Source organism: Lacinutrix cladophorae (assembly GCF_053604645.1).
The window spans coordinates 126,837-143,888 of the sequence record NZ_JBSHNR010000110.1 but is presented as its reverse complement, the minus strand read 5'-3'; the positions used below and the strand labels follow the sequence as shown (position 1 = coordinate 143,888).

The 17,052-nt window shown below is 32.5% G+C and carries 11 protein-coding genes; 6 read left to right on the top strand and 5 right to left on the bottom strand.

The features are described 5' to 3' along the window. The first annotated feature begins 23 nt into the window (after window positions 1-23). Together ACVC3Y_RS08000 and ACVC3Y_RS07995 are read left to right on the top strand one after the other, a co-directional pair. On the top strand, window positions 24-1,802 hold the full coding sequence (locus ACVC3Y_RS08000) for a chloride channel protein (RefSeq protein WP_452226585.1): 1,779 nt from the start codon (window positions 24-26) through the stop codon (window positions 1,800-1,802). A gap of 55 nt (window positions 1,803-1,857) precedes the next feature. Next, entirely contained in the window at window positions 1,858-2,097 is a 240-nt protein-coding gene (locus ACVC3Y_RS07995; RefSeq protein ID WP_303422915.1) for a hypothetical protein, read from the top strand. Window positions 2,098-2,235: 138 nt separating this feature from the next. On the opposite strand, the gene ACVC3Y_RS07990 is transcribed toward ACVC3Y_RS07995, so the two are convergent. Beyond that, window positions 2,236-2,685 carry a nucleoside deaminase gene (locus ACVC3Y_RS07990; protein ID WP_303422917.1) on the bottom strand — a complete coding sequence of 150 codons (450 nt, stop codon included), beginning with the start codon at window positions 2,683-2,685 and terminating at the stop codon, window positions 2,236-2,238. A gap of 92 nt (window positions 2,686-2,777) precedes the next feature. Here ACVC3Y_RS07990 and dxs point away from each other — a divergent pair, with 92 nt between their 5' ends. Next, window positions 2,778-4,556: a 1-deoxy-D-xylulose-5-phosphate synthase gene (gene dxs, locus ACVC3Y_RS07985; protein ID WP_452226584.1), complete on the top strand. Its 1,779-nt coding sequence runs from the start codon at window positions 2,778-2,780 to the stop codon at window positions 4,554-4,556. On the opposite strand, the gene ACVC3Y_RS07980 is transcribed toward dxs, so the two are convergent. The 3 genes from ACVC3Y_RS07980 to ACVC3Y_RS07970 all read right to left on the bottom strand — a co-directional run bounded on the left by ACVC3Y_RS07980 (window position 4,541) and on the right by ACVC3Y_RS07970 (window position 9,506). Then, complete coding sequence (locus ACVC3Y_RS07980) at window positions 4,541-4,669, bottom strand: hypothetical protein (protein WP_303422923.1); 129 nt, start codon at window positions 4,667-4,669, stop codon at window positions 4,541-4,543. The genes dxs and ACVC3Y_RS07980 overlap by 16 nt on opposite strands. A gap of 225 nt (window positions 4,670-4,894) precedes the next feature. Beyond that, window positions 4,895-8,101 (bottom strand): PA domain-containing protein, encoded by a 3,207-nt coding sequence (locus ACVC3Y_RS07975; protein ID WP_303422926.1) that lies wholly within the window; start codon window positions 8,099-8,101, stop codon window positions 4,895-4,897. A 58-nt stretch (window positions 8,102-8,159) separates the two neighbouring features. After that, window positions 8,160-9,506, bottom strand: coding sequence for a deoxyguanosinetriphosphate triphosphohydrolase (locus tag ACVC3Y_RS07970; RefSeq protein WP_303422929.1), 1,347 nt, complete (start codon window positions 9,504-9,506; stop codon window positions 8,160-8,162). A gap of 205 nt (window positions 9,507-9,711) precedes the next feature. Between ACVC3Y_RS07970 and ACVC3Y_RS07965 the strand changes: the two genes are divergently transcribed. Both ACVC3Y_RS07965 and ACVC3Y_RS07960 read left to right on the top strand, forming a co-directional pair. Then, the gene (locus tag ACVC3Y_RS07965; RefSeq protein ID WP_303422932.1) at window positions 9,712-10,989 is read left to right on the top strand and encodes an autotransporter outer membrane beta-barrel domain-containing protein; all 1,278 of its coding nucleotides are present in this window, start codon (window positions 9,712-9,714) and stop codon (window positions 10,987-10,989) included. A 133-nt stretch (window positions 10,990-11,122) separates the two neighbouring features. Continuing rightward, window positions 11,123-13,966 (top strand): TonB-dependent receptor, encoded by a 2,844-nt coding sequence (locus tag ACVC3Y_RS07960; RefSeq protein WP_303422935.1) that lies wholly within the window; start codon window positions 11,123-11,125, stop codon window positions 13,964-13,966. 75 nt (window positions 13,967-14,041) lie between these two features. On the opposite strand, the gene ACVC3Y_RS07955 is transcribed toward ACVC3Y_RS07960, so the two are convergent. After that, entirely contained in the window at window positions 14,042-14,398 is a 357-nt protein-coding gene (locus tag ACVC3Y_RS07955; RefSeq protein ID WP_303422938.1) for a toxin-antitoxin system YwqK family antitoxin, read from the bottom strand. Between the two features lie 273 nt (window positions 14,399-14,671). Between ACVC3Y_RS07955 and ACVC3Y_RS07950 the strand changes: the two genes are divergently transcribed. Further along, window positions 14,672-16,978, top strand: a complete 2,307-nt coding sequence (locus ACVC3Y_RS07950; protein ID WP_303422940.1) for an inorganic phosphate transporter — start codon at window positions 14,672-14,674, stop codon at window positions 16,976-16,978. The last annotated feature ends 74 nt before the right edge of the window (window positions 16,979-17,052 follow it).

The following is a 17,052-nucleotide window of genomic DNA, read 5'->3' as shown; positions in this document are numbered from 1 at the left end:
GGATTTTTTAGTAGCTTTAATTCATGCCAAAACAACATGTAATAAAACGGTTTTTAAAATGGAGATACAAACATATCTCTCAAAAAAACTTTGTTTTTATATTAAGTTTGTTCGTTGGTTTACTGGCTGGGTTAGTTTCGGTAACCATAAAAAATATTACTTATACCATTGAAGCTGTTTTAGAAAAAGGAATCATTTTTTCACAAAACCAACTCTATTTTATTCTTCCTGTAATTGGTTTATTATTGGTTTACTTATTTACTAAATATATTACTAAAAAACCTTTAGAACACGCAATTCCATCCATATTATTCTCCCTTTCAAAAAAAGGAGGAATATTGGCCAGAACTAAAATATACTATCCTTTAATAGCAGCCCCACTAACTGTAGGTTTTGGTGGATCTGTTGGTTTACTTGGCCCAGCAGTAGCCTCGGGTGCTGCCTTAAGCTCAAACTTAGGAAAACTACTTCATATAGATAGTAAAACAAAAACATTATTAATTGGTTGTGCTGCAGCTGGGGCAATATCATCTATTTTTAAATCTCCTGTTGCTGCTATAATTTTTGCAGTAGAAGTTTTTAGCTTAGACCTAACCTTTGCTTCTTTATTACCATTATTACTAGCCTCGGTTTCTTCTGTTATTACCTCTTATTTCTTTCTAGGTGACGATCTTCTTTTTAACTTTAATTTTTCGGATAAATTTGAAATAAAAGATACGTTTTTTTATGTATTACTAGGTATTTCTACAGCTATAGCTTCTATATATTTCACCAAAATGTATTTCGCAATTTTGAAGTTTTTTGATAACTTTAAAAACCAATTTCAAAGACTAATCATTGGTGGACTTGCAATAGGCGTTATGCTTTATTTTATTCCGCCACTTTATGGAGAAGGCTTTGGCTTTATAAACAATCTACTTGCAGGAAACCACCTTCAAGCACTTGGCACAACTCCTTTTGATGCGTACAATAAAAATATTTGGGTAATCATTGCATTACTAATAGGTATCACTATTTTTAAAGCTGTAGCTATGACAACTACTTTTGCTGCTGGTGGTGTTGGAGGAATATTCATTCCAACCATGGTAATGGGAAGTGCTTTAGGTAACGTGGTTGCAAAAATGATCAATAATATAGGTTTAGGTTTTCAGGTATCCGAAACCAATTTCACACTCATAGGTATGGCAGGATTAATTGCTGGAGTAATTCATGCTCCATTAACTGCCATCTTCTTAATCGCTGAAATTACAGGAGGCTACGAGCTTTTTGTACCGCTAATGATTACCGTTGCCATTTCGTTTATTATTACTAAAAACACCATTGAACATAATATTTACACTAGGGAATTAGCTGCAAAAGGAGCACTATTAACACATGACAAAGACCAAAGTGTACTTACTTTAATGAAGCTAGATTCGGTAATAGAAAAAAATTTTAAACCCCTAAAACCTTCTATGACTTTAGGCGAAATGCTACATGAAGGCGTTTCCAAATCAACTCGAAATTTGTTCCCTGTAATTAATAAAGAAAAAGAATTTTTAGGTGTTATTTTGTTAGATGATATTCGCGAATTTATGTTCAACCAGAAACTTTACGATACTACTATTGTAGAGGATTATATGCATAATGCTCCAGAAATAATAAATTATGATAAAGACAATATGCAAGAAGTTATGGATAAATTTCAAAACTCCAGCGCATGGAATTTACCAGTAATAAAAAACGGAAAATATTATGGTTTTGTTTCAAAATCTAAGCTACTTACAGCCTACAGACGGCAATTAATTAACTATACCAAATAGTCTCATCTAATAGGATTGAGATCGTATATAACCTTTAAAAACAAATAATCAATTCATGAAATACTTCTTATATATTTTATTTTTCACTTGTATATCCAGTATCATTGCTGGCTACATTTTAGAAATAAACTATTCCGAAAAACTTATTGGATTCGGCGTTTTAGGGCTTTTTCTAATTTTCTTTCCTCTTTTCACCTATTATAGCTGGAAAAACAAAGACATTAAAGACTACATGCTCACCAAAGAAAATTTAGAAAAAATGCGTAAACGAGAAGGAGACAATAGAAAGTTATAATCAGGGCATTCCCCTTTTCCGTAAAACTACAAAGCGTCGCGCTATACACTATATCTTTTTGTAAAAACAAAAAGGATGCCGTTGCTATCGCTAATGCGCTTAACATCCAAATTTCATTATAAAAAAGTACAATGCAGTTTAATTTAAATTGCGTTTTTCAATAAAAAAACGTTTCATAATTGCCGAAGCTTCTTCTGCTAAAACACCACCCTCAATTTTTGTTTTAGGGTGTAATTTTGTTCCCATTACACCACAACCTCTATGCGCGTCTGATGCACCAAAAACAATTTTAGAAATCTGACTCCAATACAATGCCCCAGCACACATTTGGCAAGGCTCTAAGGTTACATACAAGGTGCAATTTTTAAGATATTTTCCACCTAAAAAATTAGCAGCAGCAGTAATAGCTTGCATTTCTGCATGTGCAGTAACATCGTTTAACAACTCGGTTAAATTATGTGCTCTAGCAATTATTCTATCTTCTACAACAATAACAGCTCCAACAGGGACTTCCCCTTTTTCTAAAGCTGCCTCTGCTTCTTGAAGCGCTTTTTTCATAAAATAAGTAGCATCGTACGGATTAATCATCGTTATATTATTAAAAATAAATAATTATGGTAAAAATACAATTTCAAATGATATTAGTATTGTATCGTTTTCAAATATTACATTTGCAATAGATGAATACCATTTTAGACCATATTAATTACCCAAAAGATGTACGACTTTTAAAGCAAGAGCAACTCCCAGAACTTGCAAAAGAATTGCGCGCTTCGGTTATTCATGCGGTTGCAACCAAAGAAGGCCATTTAGGAGCAAGTTTAGGCGTTGTAGAACTTACTATTGCTTTACATTATGTTTTTAATACTCCTGAAGATTTATTGGTTTGGGATGTTGGCCATCAAGCTTATGTACATAAATTACTTACTGGCAGAAAAAATGTTTTTCATACTAACAGGAGACTGGGTGGCATTTCTGGTTTCCCAAAACGAGAGGAAAGCGAATATGACACTTTTGGTGTTGGACATTCTTCCACTTCTATTTCTGCAGCTTTAGGAATGGCTTTAGTGTCGCAATTAAAAGAAGAATTTAACAAACAACATATTGCGGTAATTGGTGACGCTTCAATTGCTAGCGGTATGGCTTTTGAAGGTTTAAATCATGCTGGAGTTACCAAGGCAAACCTTCTTGTTATTTTAAATGACAATGCTATTGGTATTGACCCAAGTGTTGGTGCCTTAAAACAATATTTAACCAACGTTAAAAAAGGGACCCAAAAACAAGATAATATTTTTGAAGCATTAAACTTTAACTATTCTGGCCCAATTGATGGTCATGATTTACCTGCTTTAGTTTTAGAGTTAGAGCGGCTAAAAAAAATTAAAGGCCCAAAATTTTTACATGTAATAACTACAAAAGGAAAAGGGTTAAAACAAGCGGAAGAAAACCAAGTAACCTATCATGCGCCAGGAAAATTTAATGCAGAAACGGGTGATTTATATAAAAAATCAAATCAAATACAACCTCCAAAATTTCAAGATGTTTTTGGACATACCATCGTAGAACTCGCCAGATTAAACAACAAAATAATAGGCATAACTCCAGCAATGCCAACTGGAAGTTCTTTAAAGTATATGATGCAAGAGTTTCCTGATCGTGCATTAGATGTTGGTATTGCAGAGCAACATGCAGTAACCCTAGCAGCAGGAATGGCAACACAAGGATATATTCCTTTTTGTAATATATATTCTACTTTTTTACAGCGCGCTTACGACCAAATAATACATGATGTAGCTTTACAAAAACTACCAGTAATTTTCTGTTTAGATCGCGCAGGTTTAGTTGGCGAAGATGGAGCAACACATCATGGTGTTTTCGATTTAGCATATTTAAGGTGTATACCAAATCTCATTCTTTTTGCTCCAAGAAACGAAATCGAATTACGTAATATTATGTACACAGCACAGCTTGGTTTAGATTCTCCAATTGCAATTCGATTCCCAAGAGGAAGAGGTAAAATAACCAAATGGAAACAAACTTTCTCTAAAATTGAAATAGGTAAAGGCATTTGCTTAAAAAAAGGAAGAGACATAGCTATTTTAAGCATTGGCACAATGGCGAACACTGTTGATGAAGCAATTAATTTAATACATTCTGAAATCGAAGTCGCACATTACGATATGCGTTTTATTAAACCTATTGATGAAACGTTATTACATAATATATGTACTACATATAAAAACATAATTACAATAGAAGACGGAACAGTAAAAGGCGGTTTTGGGAATGAAATTCTAGAGTTTATAGCAAAAAACAACTATAAAAATAACATAACTATTTTAGGAATTCCAGATCATTTTATTGAGCAAGGAAAAATTTTAGAACTTCAAAACTTATTAGCACTAGATGCAAAAAGTCTAGCTAAAAAAATAGAGGAAATAAATTACTCTGTAACGTAATATTGATCGTTTTCAACTTCAGAAGCATTGTTATTAGATACTTCATTAATTACCAATAAACATGCAAATGTTACAAAAAATATAACAAGTGCTCCAAGTAGGTTCTTTTTCATAATTTGAGTTTTAAAATATATTGCAAGCAAGTAATTTCTTTAAACTAAAATGTTATAGAAATCAAACTTAATAAAAATATCGATAAAAAGCAATTATATCCTTTAAAATACCTATAAAAAGGAAATCAGGAAGCTATATGTAAGGTTTTTATTACTTTGAAATTTATTGCATAAAAAAAATGCCACTTATAATATAAGTGGCATTTTTTTAAAAGTATCTTTTAATTATTTCTTGATAACTAACTTTTCTGAGTGTGAAAAATTAGTTCCTTGAATTTTTAGTATATACATTCCAGTAGCTAAATGATTAGCATTTATTGTAGATTGTTGGCTTAAAGATATTTCTGAAGAAAATACGTTTCTACCATTCATATCATAAATAGTTGCTATAGCTTTTCCATAATTTTGAGCCACTTTAATATTTATGTTTCCATTAGAAGGGTTAGGAAAAATACTAAATGTATTTTCTGTGTTCTCTTCGATACTTAATGAATCTGGAGTAAATTGTCCAGAGAAAACTCCTCTTCCATAAGTTGCAGCAAAAACCATATTATCATCTCTTAAATCAAGATCCAATACTCTTACATTACTCATACCATTATATGCTTGTGTCCATGTAGGAGATGCTGCTGAAAAATTAGTAGTATACCAAGCACCTAACTCAGTACCAATAACTACCTCTTCTAAGTTTAAAGGGTTTTGAAGTATCGTTTTTACTGGTAAATCTGGTAAGTTACCATCTTTTTGTTCCCAGCTAACACCAGCATCACCAGAGTACCAAACGTTGTTAACTCCGTAATTATGTACAGTAACAAATATTTCATTTTCTGATTGTCCGTATTCTACATCCGAAATACTACCAACAATAAGTCTTTGATCTAAATTCGTCCAAGTTGGCGAAGCCGTATTCGCATTTTCAACTAAAATAATATCTCCTAAAACAGTACCAACTAACAACTTAGAAGATGTAGTAGTATGAGGAGAGACAGTAAAAGCAGTAGGCGTTGCAGTTAATTCTTCTGCATCTGTTAAATCTGTTTTTGTTAATGTAGCAGTAGATTTAATACCAGAATATCTTTTAATGATAACACCACCTGCAGTCGAAGAATAATTAGAATATAAAATATCTAAGTTAGAATCTAATGCTTGTGGATTAATAAATGAACCTATACTAGAGTTTTCACTATTTATGGTAACATTTGGTCCATCAAAATTATAAAGGTTAATGGCATCATTATACACATAATTTCTTATAAAATATCTATCTGTACCGTCTTGATCAAAGAAAGTATATGCACCGTCACCTCCATAAGGTTCTGTAGCACTATCTGTTCCTGTAGGGTTAGCATTTTCTAAAAGTTGTGTTCCATTATCTTGTAAACCACCTGCAAAAGTGTCTCCTGTAAATGCCGTTGTTGGCCCTACTCCAACCGTGTAGAATTGAGAAGTTACAAAACCATTATTTCTATCTTCTATTGTAGTACCATTATCGCTTGAATAGTAAACCCCTCCATCATTACCAAATAACATTTTGGTAGGATCATTTGGTGAAAATGCTACGGCGTGTTGATCTGCATGAACATATTGAATAGAACCTGAATACCAAAGAGAAAGCTGATTCCATGTTGTTGCCGATGCGCTTCCTGTTCCATTAGTAGTTTTAAATATATCAATTCCACCAGTATATACTATATTATCATTTGTAGGATCTAATGCAAGAGTTAAGTCGTAAAACGCTTGTCCTCTAGTAAAATCTGTAGCAGGAATACCAGAATCTATATCGTTTGGTAAAGGTTTTGTTTGTGTTAAGAAAGTAAGGTTAAAACCATTTGGCGAATACTTAATTGTAACTCCACCAGCACCTAATTGGGCTAATACATAAACTCTACCTGCGGTTAATTTTGAAGTTGCTATTTGCGTTCTTAATCCGTCAGAAACAGCATATTTTTGAACAAAAGTAGCACCGTTATCTTCTGATTTAAATATAATTCCACCACCATCACCATATAGTGCACTTGCAGTTGTAGCTAACCATACATCTCCATTTACATCATAATCTAAATCGTTAGGTTCGTGTTTATTTCCATCTGCAGTTAAAGGTAAATCTATTTCTGCCCAGTTTGCTCCAGCATCTGAAGATTTATATAAACCATAAGTTTCTCCTCCAACACTAGTTCCAGCATTAGAATCGGCATACGTACCTTCTCCAGCGGCAACATACACATCTGAAGTCCCTCCATTATCTACCACAATAATATCATTAATAAGTTGCACACCAGGAACAACTGTTGCTGTGAAGTCTCCTACAGCAGGATTTAATGAAGCGTTTACAGTTCCTGAAGCTAAAGCTGCTTCTAAAATATCTCCATTTTCTTTAGATATCATTACAGAAGGAATAGTAATAGTAGCATCTTCTCCTCCCATTGGAATTGGTTCTCCAGAAACATTGTTCATCATTATTGCACCAATAGCACCATTATCTTGAGCATGTTTTATTTTTTCAGTAAAGTTACAATCTCCTCTACGAATTAATGCTATTTTACCTGTTGCACTTGGACCAAAAGTATTACATCCTTCGGTTACAGGATCACTAGCTGTATCATTAGCTAAAATTAAATCCCCTGTAATTACAGCAGTAATTTCTGGACCAAAATTAGTTGTCGGAAAAGATTGGTAATTTCCAGCAATACTTGCTGGTGAGTTTACAGTAATATTAGATGCAGAAACAAAATAGCTATCTCCAGTGCTTCCACCAAAAATCTTAGCCCAAGTAGCACCTCCATCCGTAGATTTCCATACACCATCTCCTGTTGCATCACCTGATGTGTAAGACTCTCCTGTTCCTACATAAAATATATTTGTATTATTGGGATCGTATGTAATTACTGAAACTGCAATGTTTTCAGGAATTCCTACTCTTTCCCATACGGTACTTGCGCTAGATATATTTGAGTTTTTCCATAAACCTCCACTAACACCTCCTGCAAATACGGTATTGCTAGATGCGTCATTTGGATCGAACATTACTCCTCTAGTTCTTCCTCCTACATTATTAGGTCCACGAGAAATCCATCCATTATCCATAGCATCACCAGGAACTCTATTTGAAGCAAAATCATTTGCTCTTTGCTCATAAAGTTCTTTTTGTAATTCCGATACTTTTTCTGGGGTCGGTCTTCCTAATTCTGGATTCATGGTTAATTCCCACATTTCCTCGTAGTATTTGTTAGGAGGTAATCCTGCTGCTTTTCTTTCTTTTTTGTTTAACTTAAGTTGCTCTGTAAAAGGGCTTTTCTTTAAATTTTCAGCATGTAATTCTTTTAATTGTGTTACATCTAATTGTGTTACATCTTTTTTTGTTTCTTCGTTAGAATTACATCCAACTAACACGAAAACAAAAAACACGCTTAATAAATAGGTAATTTTTTTCATAGTATTATTTTTTAGTAGAATAGCAAATATAACAAAACTAGGGGTATAAAAAAAAATCTTAAATGTTAAAGCTTAGGCCTTTAATTTTCTTATAAACCATAATAGCTTTGCTATCGGAAAGCAAGGAAACATAATTACAAATACTTAGCAATCTCAAATACAAATTGTCTTCATTAATATTAATTGTTTGAGGTAATCTTTTAAGTATGAGCTTATCATAATTAGTAGGGGTTTCCTTATAATTATTATTAATTGCACTTGTATACACTTTTAATAGTGTATTTAACACCTGGTAGCCTGAAATTTCTTTATCTATAACTTCTTTAGATTGGTATACATTATCCACACTTATTTTAATAATATCGTTTATTTGTGCTTCATATTTACTTTTATCTAATAATGCAATATGAAATGTGTCTTTTAATATTGCTTCCTCATTAGCAATAAAAACATCTACCGCTTCATTAATTAGTGTATTAATTGCTAAAGCTCTTAGATAACTTACTCTATCTTGCGTATTACTTAATTGGTGGTATTTTTTTGTGTTTATGGTTTCTCTAACCAAATTAATTAAATATTCTAAAGCATATTCTTCTTGAATTAAGCCCAGATTAATTCCGTCTTCAAAATCAATAATAGTGTAACAAATATCATCTGCCGCTTCTACTAAAAAAGCTAAAGGGTGACGAGAAAAACTGATATCTGTTTTACTTCTGCTTATTAAACCTAATTCATTTGCTACATCTAAAAAAGCTTCTTTTTCACTTTGAAAAAAACCATATTTTTTATCTGCAATATGTTTCGTTGGTTTTTTTGGTAACGACTCTTTAGGGTATTTCATGAATGCACCAAGAGTTGCATAACTTAAGCGCAAACCACCTTGTCTACCAACTCTATTTTCTGTAACTATTTTAAAACCGTTAGCATTTCCTTCAAAATCACATAAATCCTGGTATTCTTTGGCTGTAAGCTCTTCTTTATATTTTTTACCTTCTCCTGTTTTAAAAAATTCTCCTATGGCCTTCTCTCCAGAATGCCCAAAAGGCGGATTACCAATATCATGTGCAAGTGCAGCTGATGCTACTATAGCTCCAAAATCATTTGCTTGATAACCATGAATATTTTGCAGATGAGGATACTTCTCTAATAGTTTCAACCCTACTTTTCTACCTAAAGATCTTGCAACTACACTTACTTCTAAACTATGCGTTAAACGAGTGTGTACAAAATCTGTTTGCGAAAGAGGTATCACCTGTGTTTTATCTTGTAGACTCCTAAATTCTGAAGAAAATATGATACGATCATAATCTACTTCGAAGCCTAACCGTGTTTCGTCTTGTTCTTTTCGTAACCTTTTATTTGTATCGCCAAAGCGCTTTAAAGAAAGTAATTGCTCCCAGTTCATAGTATATATTTAATCTTTTGCAAGATAGCATTTTTGAATGTTAAGAAATTATTTCCAAATAAAAATAATATGTAAATCTCATAACATTAAGCTAACCGTTTTATTACGCTTGTTTAATCTTTGGTTAACACCAACTTTACACACTTGGACTTTCTTTGCTCAAAATATTTAACTCAAAATAATTACAATTTAAAAACAAATTCTAATGAAAAAATTATTCGTATCTGCTGTAGCAGTATTAGCTTTAGGTTTCACTTCTTGTATAGAAGATGATGATACTCCTATTATAATTGAAGAGGTTACTAACAATTACGATAACAGCGGAAGTAGTGATGATGATTCATGTATAGTGAAAGCTGGTGGTATCGCTGTAAATGAAACTTGGACAGCTGACAATTGCTACATCTTAGACAGAAAAGTAGTAGTTCAAGAAGGTGTTACTTTAACAATTGAGCCAGGAACTATTATTAAAGGTCGTGCAGGAACTGGATCTTTATCTTCTGCATTAATTGTAGCTAGAGGTGGTGTACTTATCGCAGAAGGAACAGCTTCTCAACCAATTATTTTTACTTCAGAAGCAGATAATATCTCTATTGGTGAAACTGCTGGTACAAACTTAGACGAAAACAATATTGGTCTTTGGGGAGGAATCATTGTATTAGGGAATGCAACATGTTCTCTTTCTGGTGATGTTACTGAAAAACAAATTGAAGGTATTCCTGCTAGTGATACTTTTGGTTTATATGGTCCTGGTGATGCTGGAGCAATTGATGATCAAAACTCTGGTATTATACGATATGTTTCTATTCGTCATGGTGGTTCTTTATTAGGAGAAGGAAATGAAATTAACGGATTAACATTAGGTGGTGTTGGTTCTGGTACAACTTTAGATCATATAGAAGTTATCGCTAACAAAGATGACGGAATTGAATTCTTTGGTGGTACAGTAAGCGCTTCAAACTTATTAGTTTGGGCACAAGGTGATGACGGTTTAGATATAGACGAAGCATACTCTGGAACAATAACAAACGCTGTTGTAGCTTTAGGAGTTAATTCGGATCACGCATTAGAAATTGATGGTCCTGCAGGTTCTATTAATGGTGCTTGTATTTTACAAGACTTAACTTTAATTGGTAATGGATCTATAAACTCTGAATACGCAGATTATAGAGACAATGCACAAATAGCAACAAACAATGTATATGCTTTTGATTTTGGTGATGATTCTGATGTTGAATTAGACAACGATGGTATTGCTACCAACTACAACAATGGTCTTATTACTTTTAGTGATTGGCAAATTGTACTTCCTACTGGAGTTACTGCTGTGGAAGATATTTTTGTAAATAAAGCAACTACTGTAACCGTAACTGGTTTTGGTTCTGAAGCAACAGCTGTTTCTGCTGGAGCTAACACTGTTGGTGCAGATGCATCTGTTTTAAGCTGGACATTTGCAATTTCTACTGGAGGAGTAAGTCTATAATCTACTTCTTAGTATTAATTAGTAATAACTAAACTAATTAGTTGTTACAATTAAACAAAAATTTGTTTTAACAATTAAAAACATAAATATAGCAACTGCTCAAAATAGAGCAGTTGCTTTTATAGAAACAAAAATGAAATACTCAAAATATCTTTTCTGCATACTAACCTTTTTTATATCCTGTATTACATTAGCGCAAACAGGTCATGTTGCTGGTACTGTAATTGATGGAGATTTTACAGAACCACTTGCCTTTGCAAATGTTTTAGTAAAAGGAACAACTACCGGTACTGCTTCCGATTTTGATGGTAAGTATGATATTGAATTAGGTGAAGGAACGCATACTTTAATTTTTTCTTTTGTTGGGTATAACACACAAGAGATTACAGATGTAGTAATAAAAGCAGGAGAAGTTGTAACTCTAGATGTTACGCTTTCGGCTAATACGTTAGAAACCGTTGTTATATCAACATCTGTTAAAAGAAACACAGAAAATGCAGTATTAAATTTTCAAAAAAAATCGGCTAACTTATTAGATGGTCTTTCTGCACAAACCATTAAAAAAACTGGCGCAAGTAATATTGCTTCAGCGGTTAAAAGTGTGCCAGGAGTATCTGTAGAAGGCGGTAAATATGTGTATGTTCGTGGTCTTGGTGATCGTTACACTAAATCTATATTAAATGGTGTAGATATTCCTGGATTAGATCCAGATAGAAATACGATTCCAATGGATATTTTTCCAACGAACATAATAGATAATGTCATTGTTATTAAATCTGCAGCAGCAGAATATCCAGCAGATTTTACTGGTGGAATTGTTAATGTGGTTACTAAAGATTTTCCAACAAAAGAGGAATACTCAGTATCTCTTGGTATGTCTTACAATCCTAATATGCACCTTAAAGATAATTATTTAAGCTACGATGGTAGTAAATCTGATTTCTTAGGATATGATAATGGAGCTCGTAATAGACCTATTAATAGATACCAACCAATTCCAGGTACGTTTGAAAACAGACAATTGCTTACAAGTCTTACTAGTCGTTTTGACTCTCAATTAGGAGCAGATGTAGAAAACAGTGGTGTAAATTACGACTTTGGCTTTACCTTAGGTAATCAATTCGAAGTAGGTAATAATAAACTTGGGTATCAAGCATCGCTTTCTTACAAAAACAACACTACTTTATATGATGATGCTAAAGATGGTTCTTATACTAGAAACTCTAATGCAGATTTAAATGAGTTAGTTATAGATCGTACTGTTGAAGGAAGTATTGGTGTAAACGAAGTATTATTAAACGGTTTGATTGGGTTAGCATATAAAACAGATAATTCAAAATACAAATTAACTGCTTTGCATATTCAAAATGGCGAATCTACTGCCGGTCAATTTAATCAAGTAATTAGTGAAGCTCAAAATGGTTCTGGTTTATTAGATGGTACTAATGATGTACTTTTATATACTGAAAGATCTATTACAAACTTTGCAATTTCTGGTGATCACGCGTTAGACTCGAATTCGGACACAAAATTAGAATGGGTATTCTCTCCTTCATTCTCTAGAGTTTTAGATAAAGACCATAGAACTACTCCTTTAAGAATTCTAGAAAATAATGGTGTAACAGAATATCAAATTGATGCTAGTTCTGTTGGAAGTCCGCTTAGAGTTTGGAGAACTTTATCTGAAGAAAGCTGGGTTGGTAATGTTAACTTTAGTAAAAAATACGAATTATTTAATAGACCTGCTAAATTAAAAGTTGGTGGTGGATACACCTTTAAGTATCGAGATTTTAGTACCGACCAATATATCTTTGATGTAACTTCTCAAAATGTTGCAAATGGAGATGTAAATACATTATTAGCTGAAGAAAATTTATGGACACCAGACACACAATCTGGTACTTTTTTAGATCCTAACAATGCTTTTGATCCTAAAAATGCTTACGAAGGAAAATACACAGTTGGTTCTTTATATATTTCTAATGAATTTAATCCTACCGAAAAATTAAAAGCTATCATTGGGTTAAGAACAGAAAACTTTGATCTTTACTATACAGGGGTAACTAATGCTGGTGCTGTTGTTGGTGAAAACACAATTAGTGAATTTGACTTTTTCCCTTCAGCAAATTTAATTTATGCCGCTTCCGATAAAACTAATTTTAGAGGTTCTTATTCTAGAACAACAGCTAGACCTTCTTTTAAAGAAGCATCTACAGCACAAGTTTACGATCCTACTACAAATAGATTCTTTATTGGTGGTTTAGATAATAATACTTTTGACAACGTAAAACCATCTTATGTAAACAACTTTGATTTACGTTATGAAGTATTTAGAGAAAAAGGACAAATGATAGCTGTAAGTGGTTTCTATAAAGATTTTAAAGACCCTATTGAGCTAGTATCTTTCCCACAAGCTTCTAACCAAATTACGGTTACCAATACAGGTAATGCTCGTGTAATTGGAGCAGAAATTGAATTTAGACAAGCATTAGGTTTTATAGCTAATTCCCTTGAAAACTTACGCCTTACAACAAATGTATCTATTATAGATTCAGATTTAAAAATGACAGATAATGAATATGGTACTAGACTTGCAGCTGCTAGAAATGGAGAAAACATTAAAGACTCTAGAAATATGCAAGGGCAAGCACCTTATTTAATCAATGCTGGATTAGATTATGGTAATGACGACAAAGGTTTTAGAGCTGGTATATTCTATAACGTACAAGGAAAAACGCTAGAAGTTGTAGGTACTGGTTACGTTACAGATGTATATTCAAAACCTTTTCATAGTTTAAACTTTACATTTAATAAAGCTTTTGGTGAAGACAAAAACTCTGCTATCGATTTTAAAGTGACAAACATTTTAGGCTCAGATAGAGAAAGTGTTTACGAATCTTATCAAGCAGCCGACCAAGTATATCAATTACGTTCTCCTGGAACTGAAATTTCTTTAGGCTATTCGTATAAATTCTAATTTCATTTTTAGAAATAAAAAAAAGCATCCTTAAAAAAAAGGATGCTTTTTTTATTTAAACTATTACCAGTCTAATTAATCTCTTATTGCTAAAGTAGATTTATTAGACCATTCGTTAACACTAGTAATTAAATTATTACTATAATCAACTTCTTTTAAAACATTATTGTTCCAAAAAAACCATTTTCCTACTTTAATACCAACATTGTATTTAGCAGAAGCTGTTTTTACTCCTTTTGTATCATAACTTAACCATTCTCCTTGAAGCTTACCCTCTTTTGTGAAAAAACCGGTTTGACTCACAGTTCCATTATCGTGAAAGTATGTTGCTTCATATAAACTTGTGTCTTCGTTAAATTTTATACTTTTTTCATTTTGTGCAAAACTTACCATTGTAAATAATAGGATTGCTACAGTTATTATCTTTTTCATTTGTATATTTATTTAATTAATGATTCTGTAACAAATATATAATTATTTTTACAATTATGAAACTATTTGGTAACATTAAATTAACATTGAAGCGTTATTTATTTGATTAGCAATAGTTTACAAGATTATATTTTATTAATCTTAACAAAAAAAGCTACTAAAAGAGGTTTTAATAATACTGAAAGCAACTTCCTTTAAAGAACATAACATTTTCGTAACATTGTGTTCAATTTAAAACAAGAAATTTGTTGCTTTAATTTTACCAATTATTTGATGGAGAATATCTATTTGTATATGATTATTGCGCTTGCTATTTTGGCTATTGCCGATTTAGTGGTTGGTGTAAGTAACGATGCTGTAAATTTTTTAAATTCAGCTATTGGCTCTAAAGCCATTTCGTTTAAAACGATTATGATTGTCGCTAGTGTTGGTGTAGCAGTTGGTGCTGTATTCTCTAGCGGAATGATGGAAGTTGCAAGAAAAGGAATCTTTAATCCTGGAGAATTTATGTTTAATGAAATCATGATTATTTTCATGGCAGTAATGATAACAGATATTCTGCTATTAGATTTCTTTAATACGATAGGAATGCCTACTTCTACAACAGTCTCTATTGTATTCGAATTACTAGGTGCTGCTGTTGCCATGGCGCTAATAAAAATTGGTCATGATGGCGGAAGCTTTAATGATTTAGTAAACTACATAAACACTTCTAAGGCTTCTCAAATTATTTTTGGAATCATACTCTCGGTAGTTGTCGCCTTTTCTATTGGCGCACTAGTACAATGGGTTTCTAGATTATTATTATCTTATAATTTTGAAAAGAAAGCAAAATGGGTTGGCGCTTTATTTGGTGGATTAGCACTTACAGCAATTACTTACTTTATTTTCATGAAAGGCTTAAAAGGCACATCATACGCTAGCCAACCTTTTGATCTTTTAGGAGGTGAAACCATGAAGGACTTTTTAGAACACCAAGTATTCTATATTATCATAGTAAGTTCTATAATCTGGTCTGTATTATCTTATCTAGCAATAATTCTTTTTAAAACAAACATTTACAAACTAATTATTGTAGTAGGTACATTTGCTTTAGCTCTTGCTTTTGCTGGAAATGATTTAGTGAATTTTATAGGTGTACCTATCGCAGCCTATAATGCATTTACAGAATGGACTGCCTCTGGATTAGCAGCAGAAGCATTTCCTATGGATGTATTGGCCGAAAAAGTACCAACAAATAACTTACTCCTTTTTATTGCGGGACTAATTATGGTATTAACCATATGGTTTTCAACTAAAGCTAAAAAAGTAGTAAAAACCTCTTTAGACTTATCTAGTCAAAGCGCAACAAAAGAACGCTTTCAACCAAACTTTTTATCTCGTGGATTTGTACGAGTTGCCATGGGAATGTCTCAAATGTCCTCGTACATTTTACCAGAATCTTGGCAAGAAAAAATTGAAAAACAATTTGAAGCTCCTGTAATAAAAGTATCTAAAGATAAAATACACGAATTACCTGCTTTCGATTTAGTGCGTGCGGCTGTTAACTTAATGGTTGCTGCTGTATTAATCTCTTTAGCCACTTCCTATAAACTTCCTTTATCTACAACCTATGTAACTTTTATGGTTGCCATGGGAACATCTTTAGCAGATAGAGCTTGGGGAGCAGAAAGTGCTGTGTATCGAGTAGCTGGTGTTATAAATGTAATTGGAGGTTGGTTCTTTACTGCTTTTAGTGCATTTCTTGCCGCTGCTTTAGTTGCTTATTTATTAAACTTAAACCTACAGGTAATGTTTCCTATTTTGCTTTTTGCAGCATTTGGTTTATTACTAAGAAACTATTTAGCACACAACAAAAAAAGCAAAGAAGAAAAAGCTGAAGATAGTTTAACAAAAGCAGAAAGCAGCTCTGTGCAAGGGGTGATACACGAAAGCGCAAGCAATATAGCAAGTGTCGTAAAACGTGGTAACAGAATTTACACGAATGCAGTAAGAGGTCTTGCAAAACAAGATTTAACTTTACTTAAAAAGAATAAAAAACAAGTTATTAAGCTATCAGATGAAATTGATGAATTACGAGACAACATCTTTTATTTTATTAAAAATTTAGACGAATCTAGTGTTGGAGCAAGTAATTTTTACATTAATATTTTAGGTTATCTACAGGACATGACACAGTCTTTAGAATATATATCTAGAGTAAGCCATAAACACATTAACAATAACCACAAGAAACTTAAATTTAACCAAATTAAAGAGTTAAAACAAGTAGATGATAAGTTAGAGATTTTATTTAATGATATTAAAGAAGCTTTCGATTCTGGTTCTTTTGAAAAAATTGGTGCTATTTTAAATGAAAAAACAGAAGTATACGATTTAGTAAAACAAAAGATCCAAGCACAAGTTGCACGTACACGTACCGAAGAATCAAGCCCGAAGAATACAACGCTTTATTTTGGGTTGTTATTAGAAACTAAAGATTTATTAAATGCTACTATGAATTTACTAGAAGAATATCATGGTGCACACGATAGTAGTATAAAACCTGCTACTATTATTGGAGAAGTAGAAGAAGAGTAAATAGTAATTACAGCTTTCTATATCACAAAAAACCACTTCTAATGAAGTGGTTTTTTGTATACAAACATATAATT

Excerpts from the sequence above, each read along its gene's own strand:
- ACVC3Y_RS07950 (WP_303422940.1), top strand. The coding sequence starts at position 14,672 with ATGGAGAATATCTATTTGTATATGATTATTGCGCTTGCTATTTTGGCT.
- ACVC3Y_RS07960 (WP_303422935.1), top strand. The coding sequence starts at position 11,123 with ATGAAATACTCAAAATATCTTTTCTGCATACTAACCTTTTTTATATCC.
- ACVC3Y_RS07965 (WP_303422932.1), top strand. The coding sequence starts at position 9,712 with ATGAAAAAATTATTCGTATCTGCTGTAGCAGTATTAGCTTTAGGTTTC.
- ACVC3Y_RS07980 (WP_303422923.1), bottom strand. The coding sequence starts at position 4,669 with ATGAAAAAGAACCTACTTGGAGCACTTGTTATATTTTTTGTAACATTT.
- ACVC3Y_RS07975 (WP_303422926.1), bottom strand. The coding sequence starts at position 8,101 with ATGAAAAAAATTACCTATTTATTAAGCGTGTTTTTTGTTTTCGTGTTA.
- ACVC3Y_RS07955 (WP_303422938.1), bottom strand. The coding sequence starts at position 14,398 with ATGAAAAAGATAATAACTGTAGCAATCCTATTATTTACAATGGTAAGT.
- ACVC3Y_RS07970 (WP_303422929.1), bottom strand. The coding sequence starts at position 9,506 with ATGAACTGGGAGCAATTACTTTCTTTAAAGCGCTTTGGCGATACAAAT.
- ACVC3Y_RS07995 (WP_303422915.1), top strand. The coding sequence starts at position 1,858 with ATGAAATACTTCTTATATATTTTATTTTTCACTTGTATATCCAGTATC.
- ACVC3Y_RS07990 (WP_303422917.1), bottom strand. The coding sequence starts at position 2,685 with ATGATTAATCCGTACGATGCTACTTATTTTATGAAAAAAGCGCTTCAA.
- dxs (WP_452226584.1), top strand. The coding sequence starts at position 2,778 with ATGAATACCATTTTAGACCATATTAATTACCCAAAAGATGTACGACTT.
- ACVC3Y_RS08000 (WP_452226585.1), top strand. The coding sequence starts at position 24 with ATGCCAAAACAACATGTAATAAAACGGTTTTTAAAATGGAGATACAAA.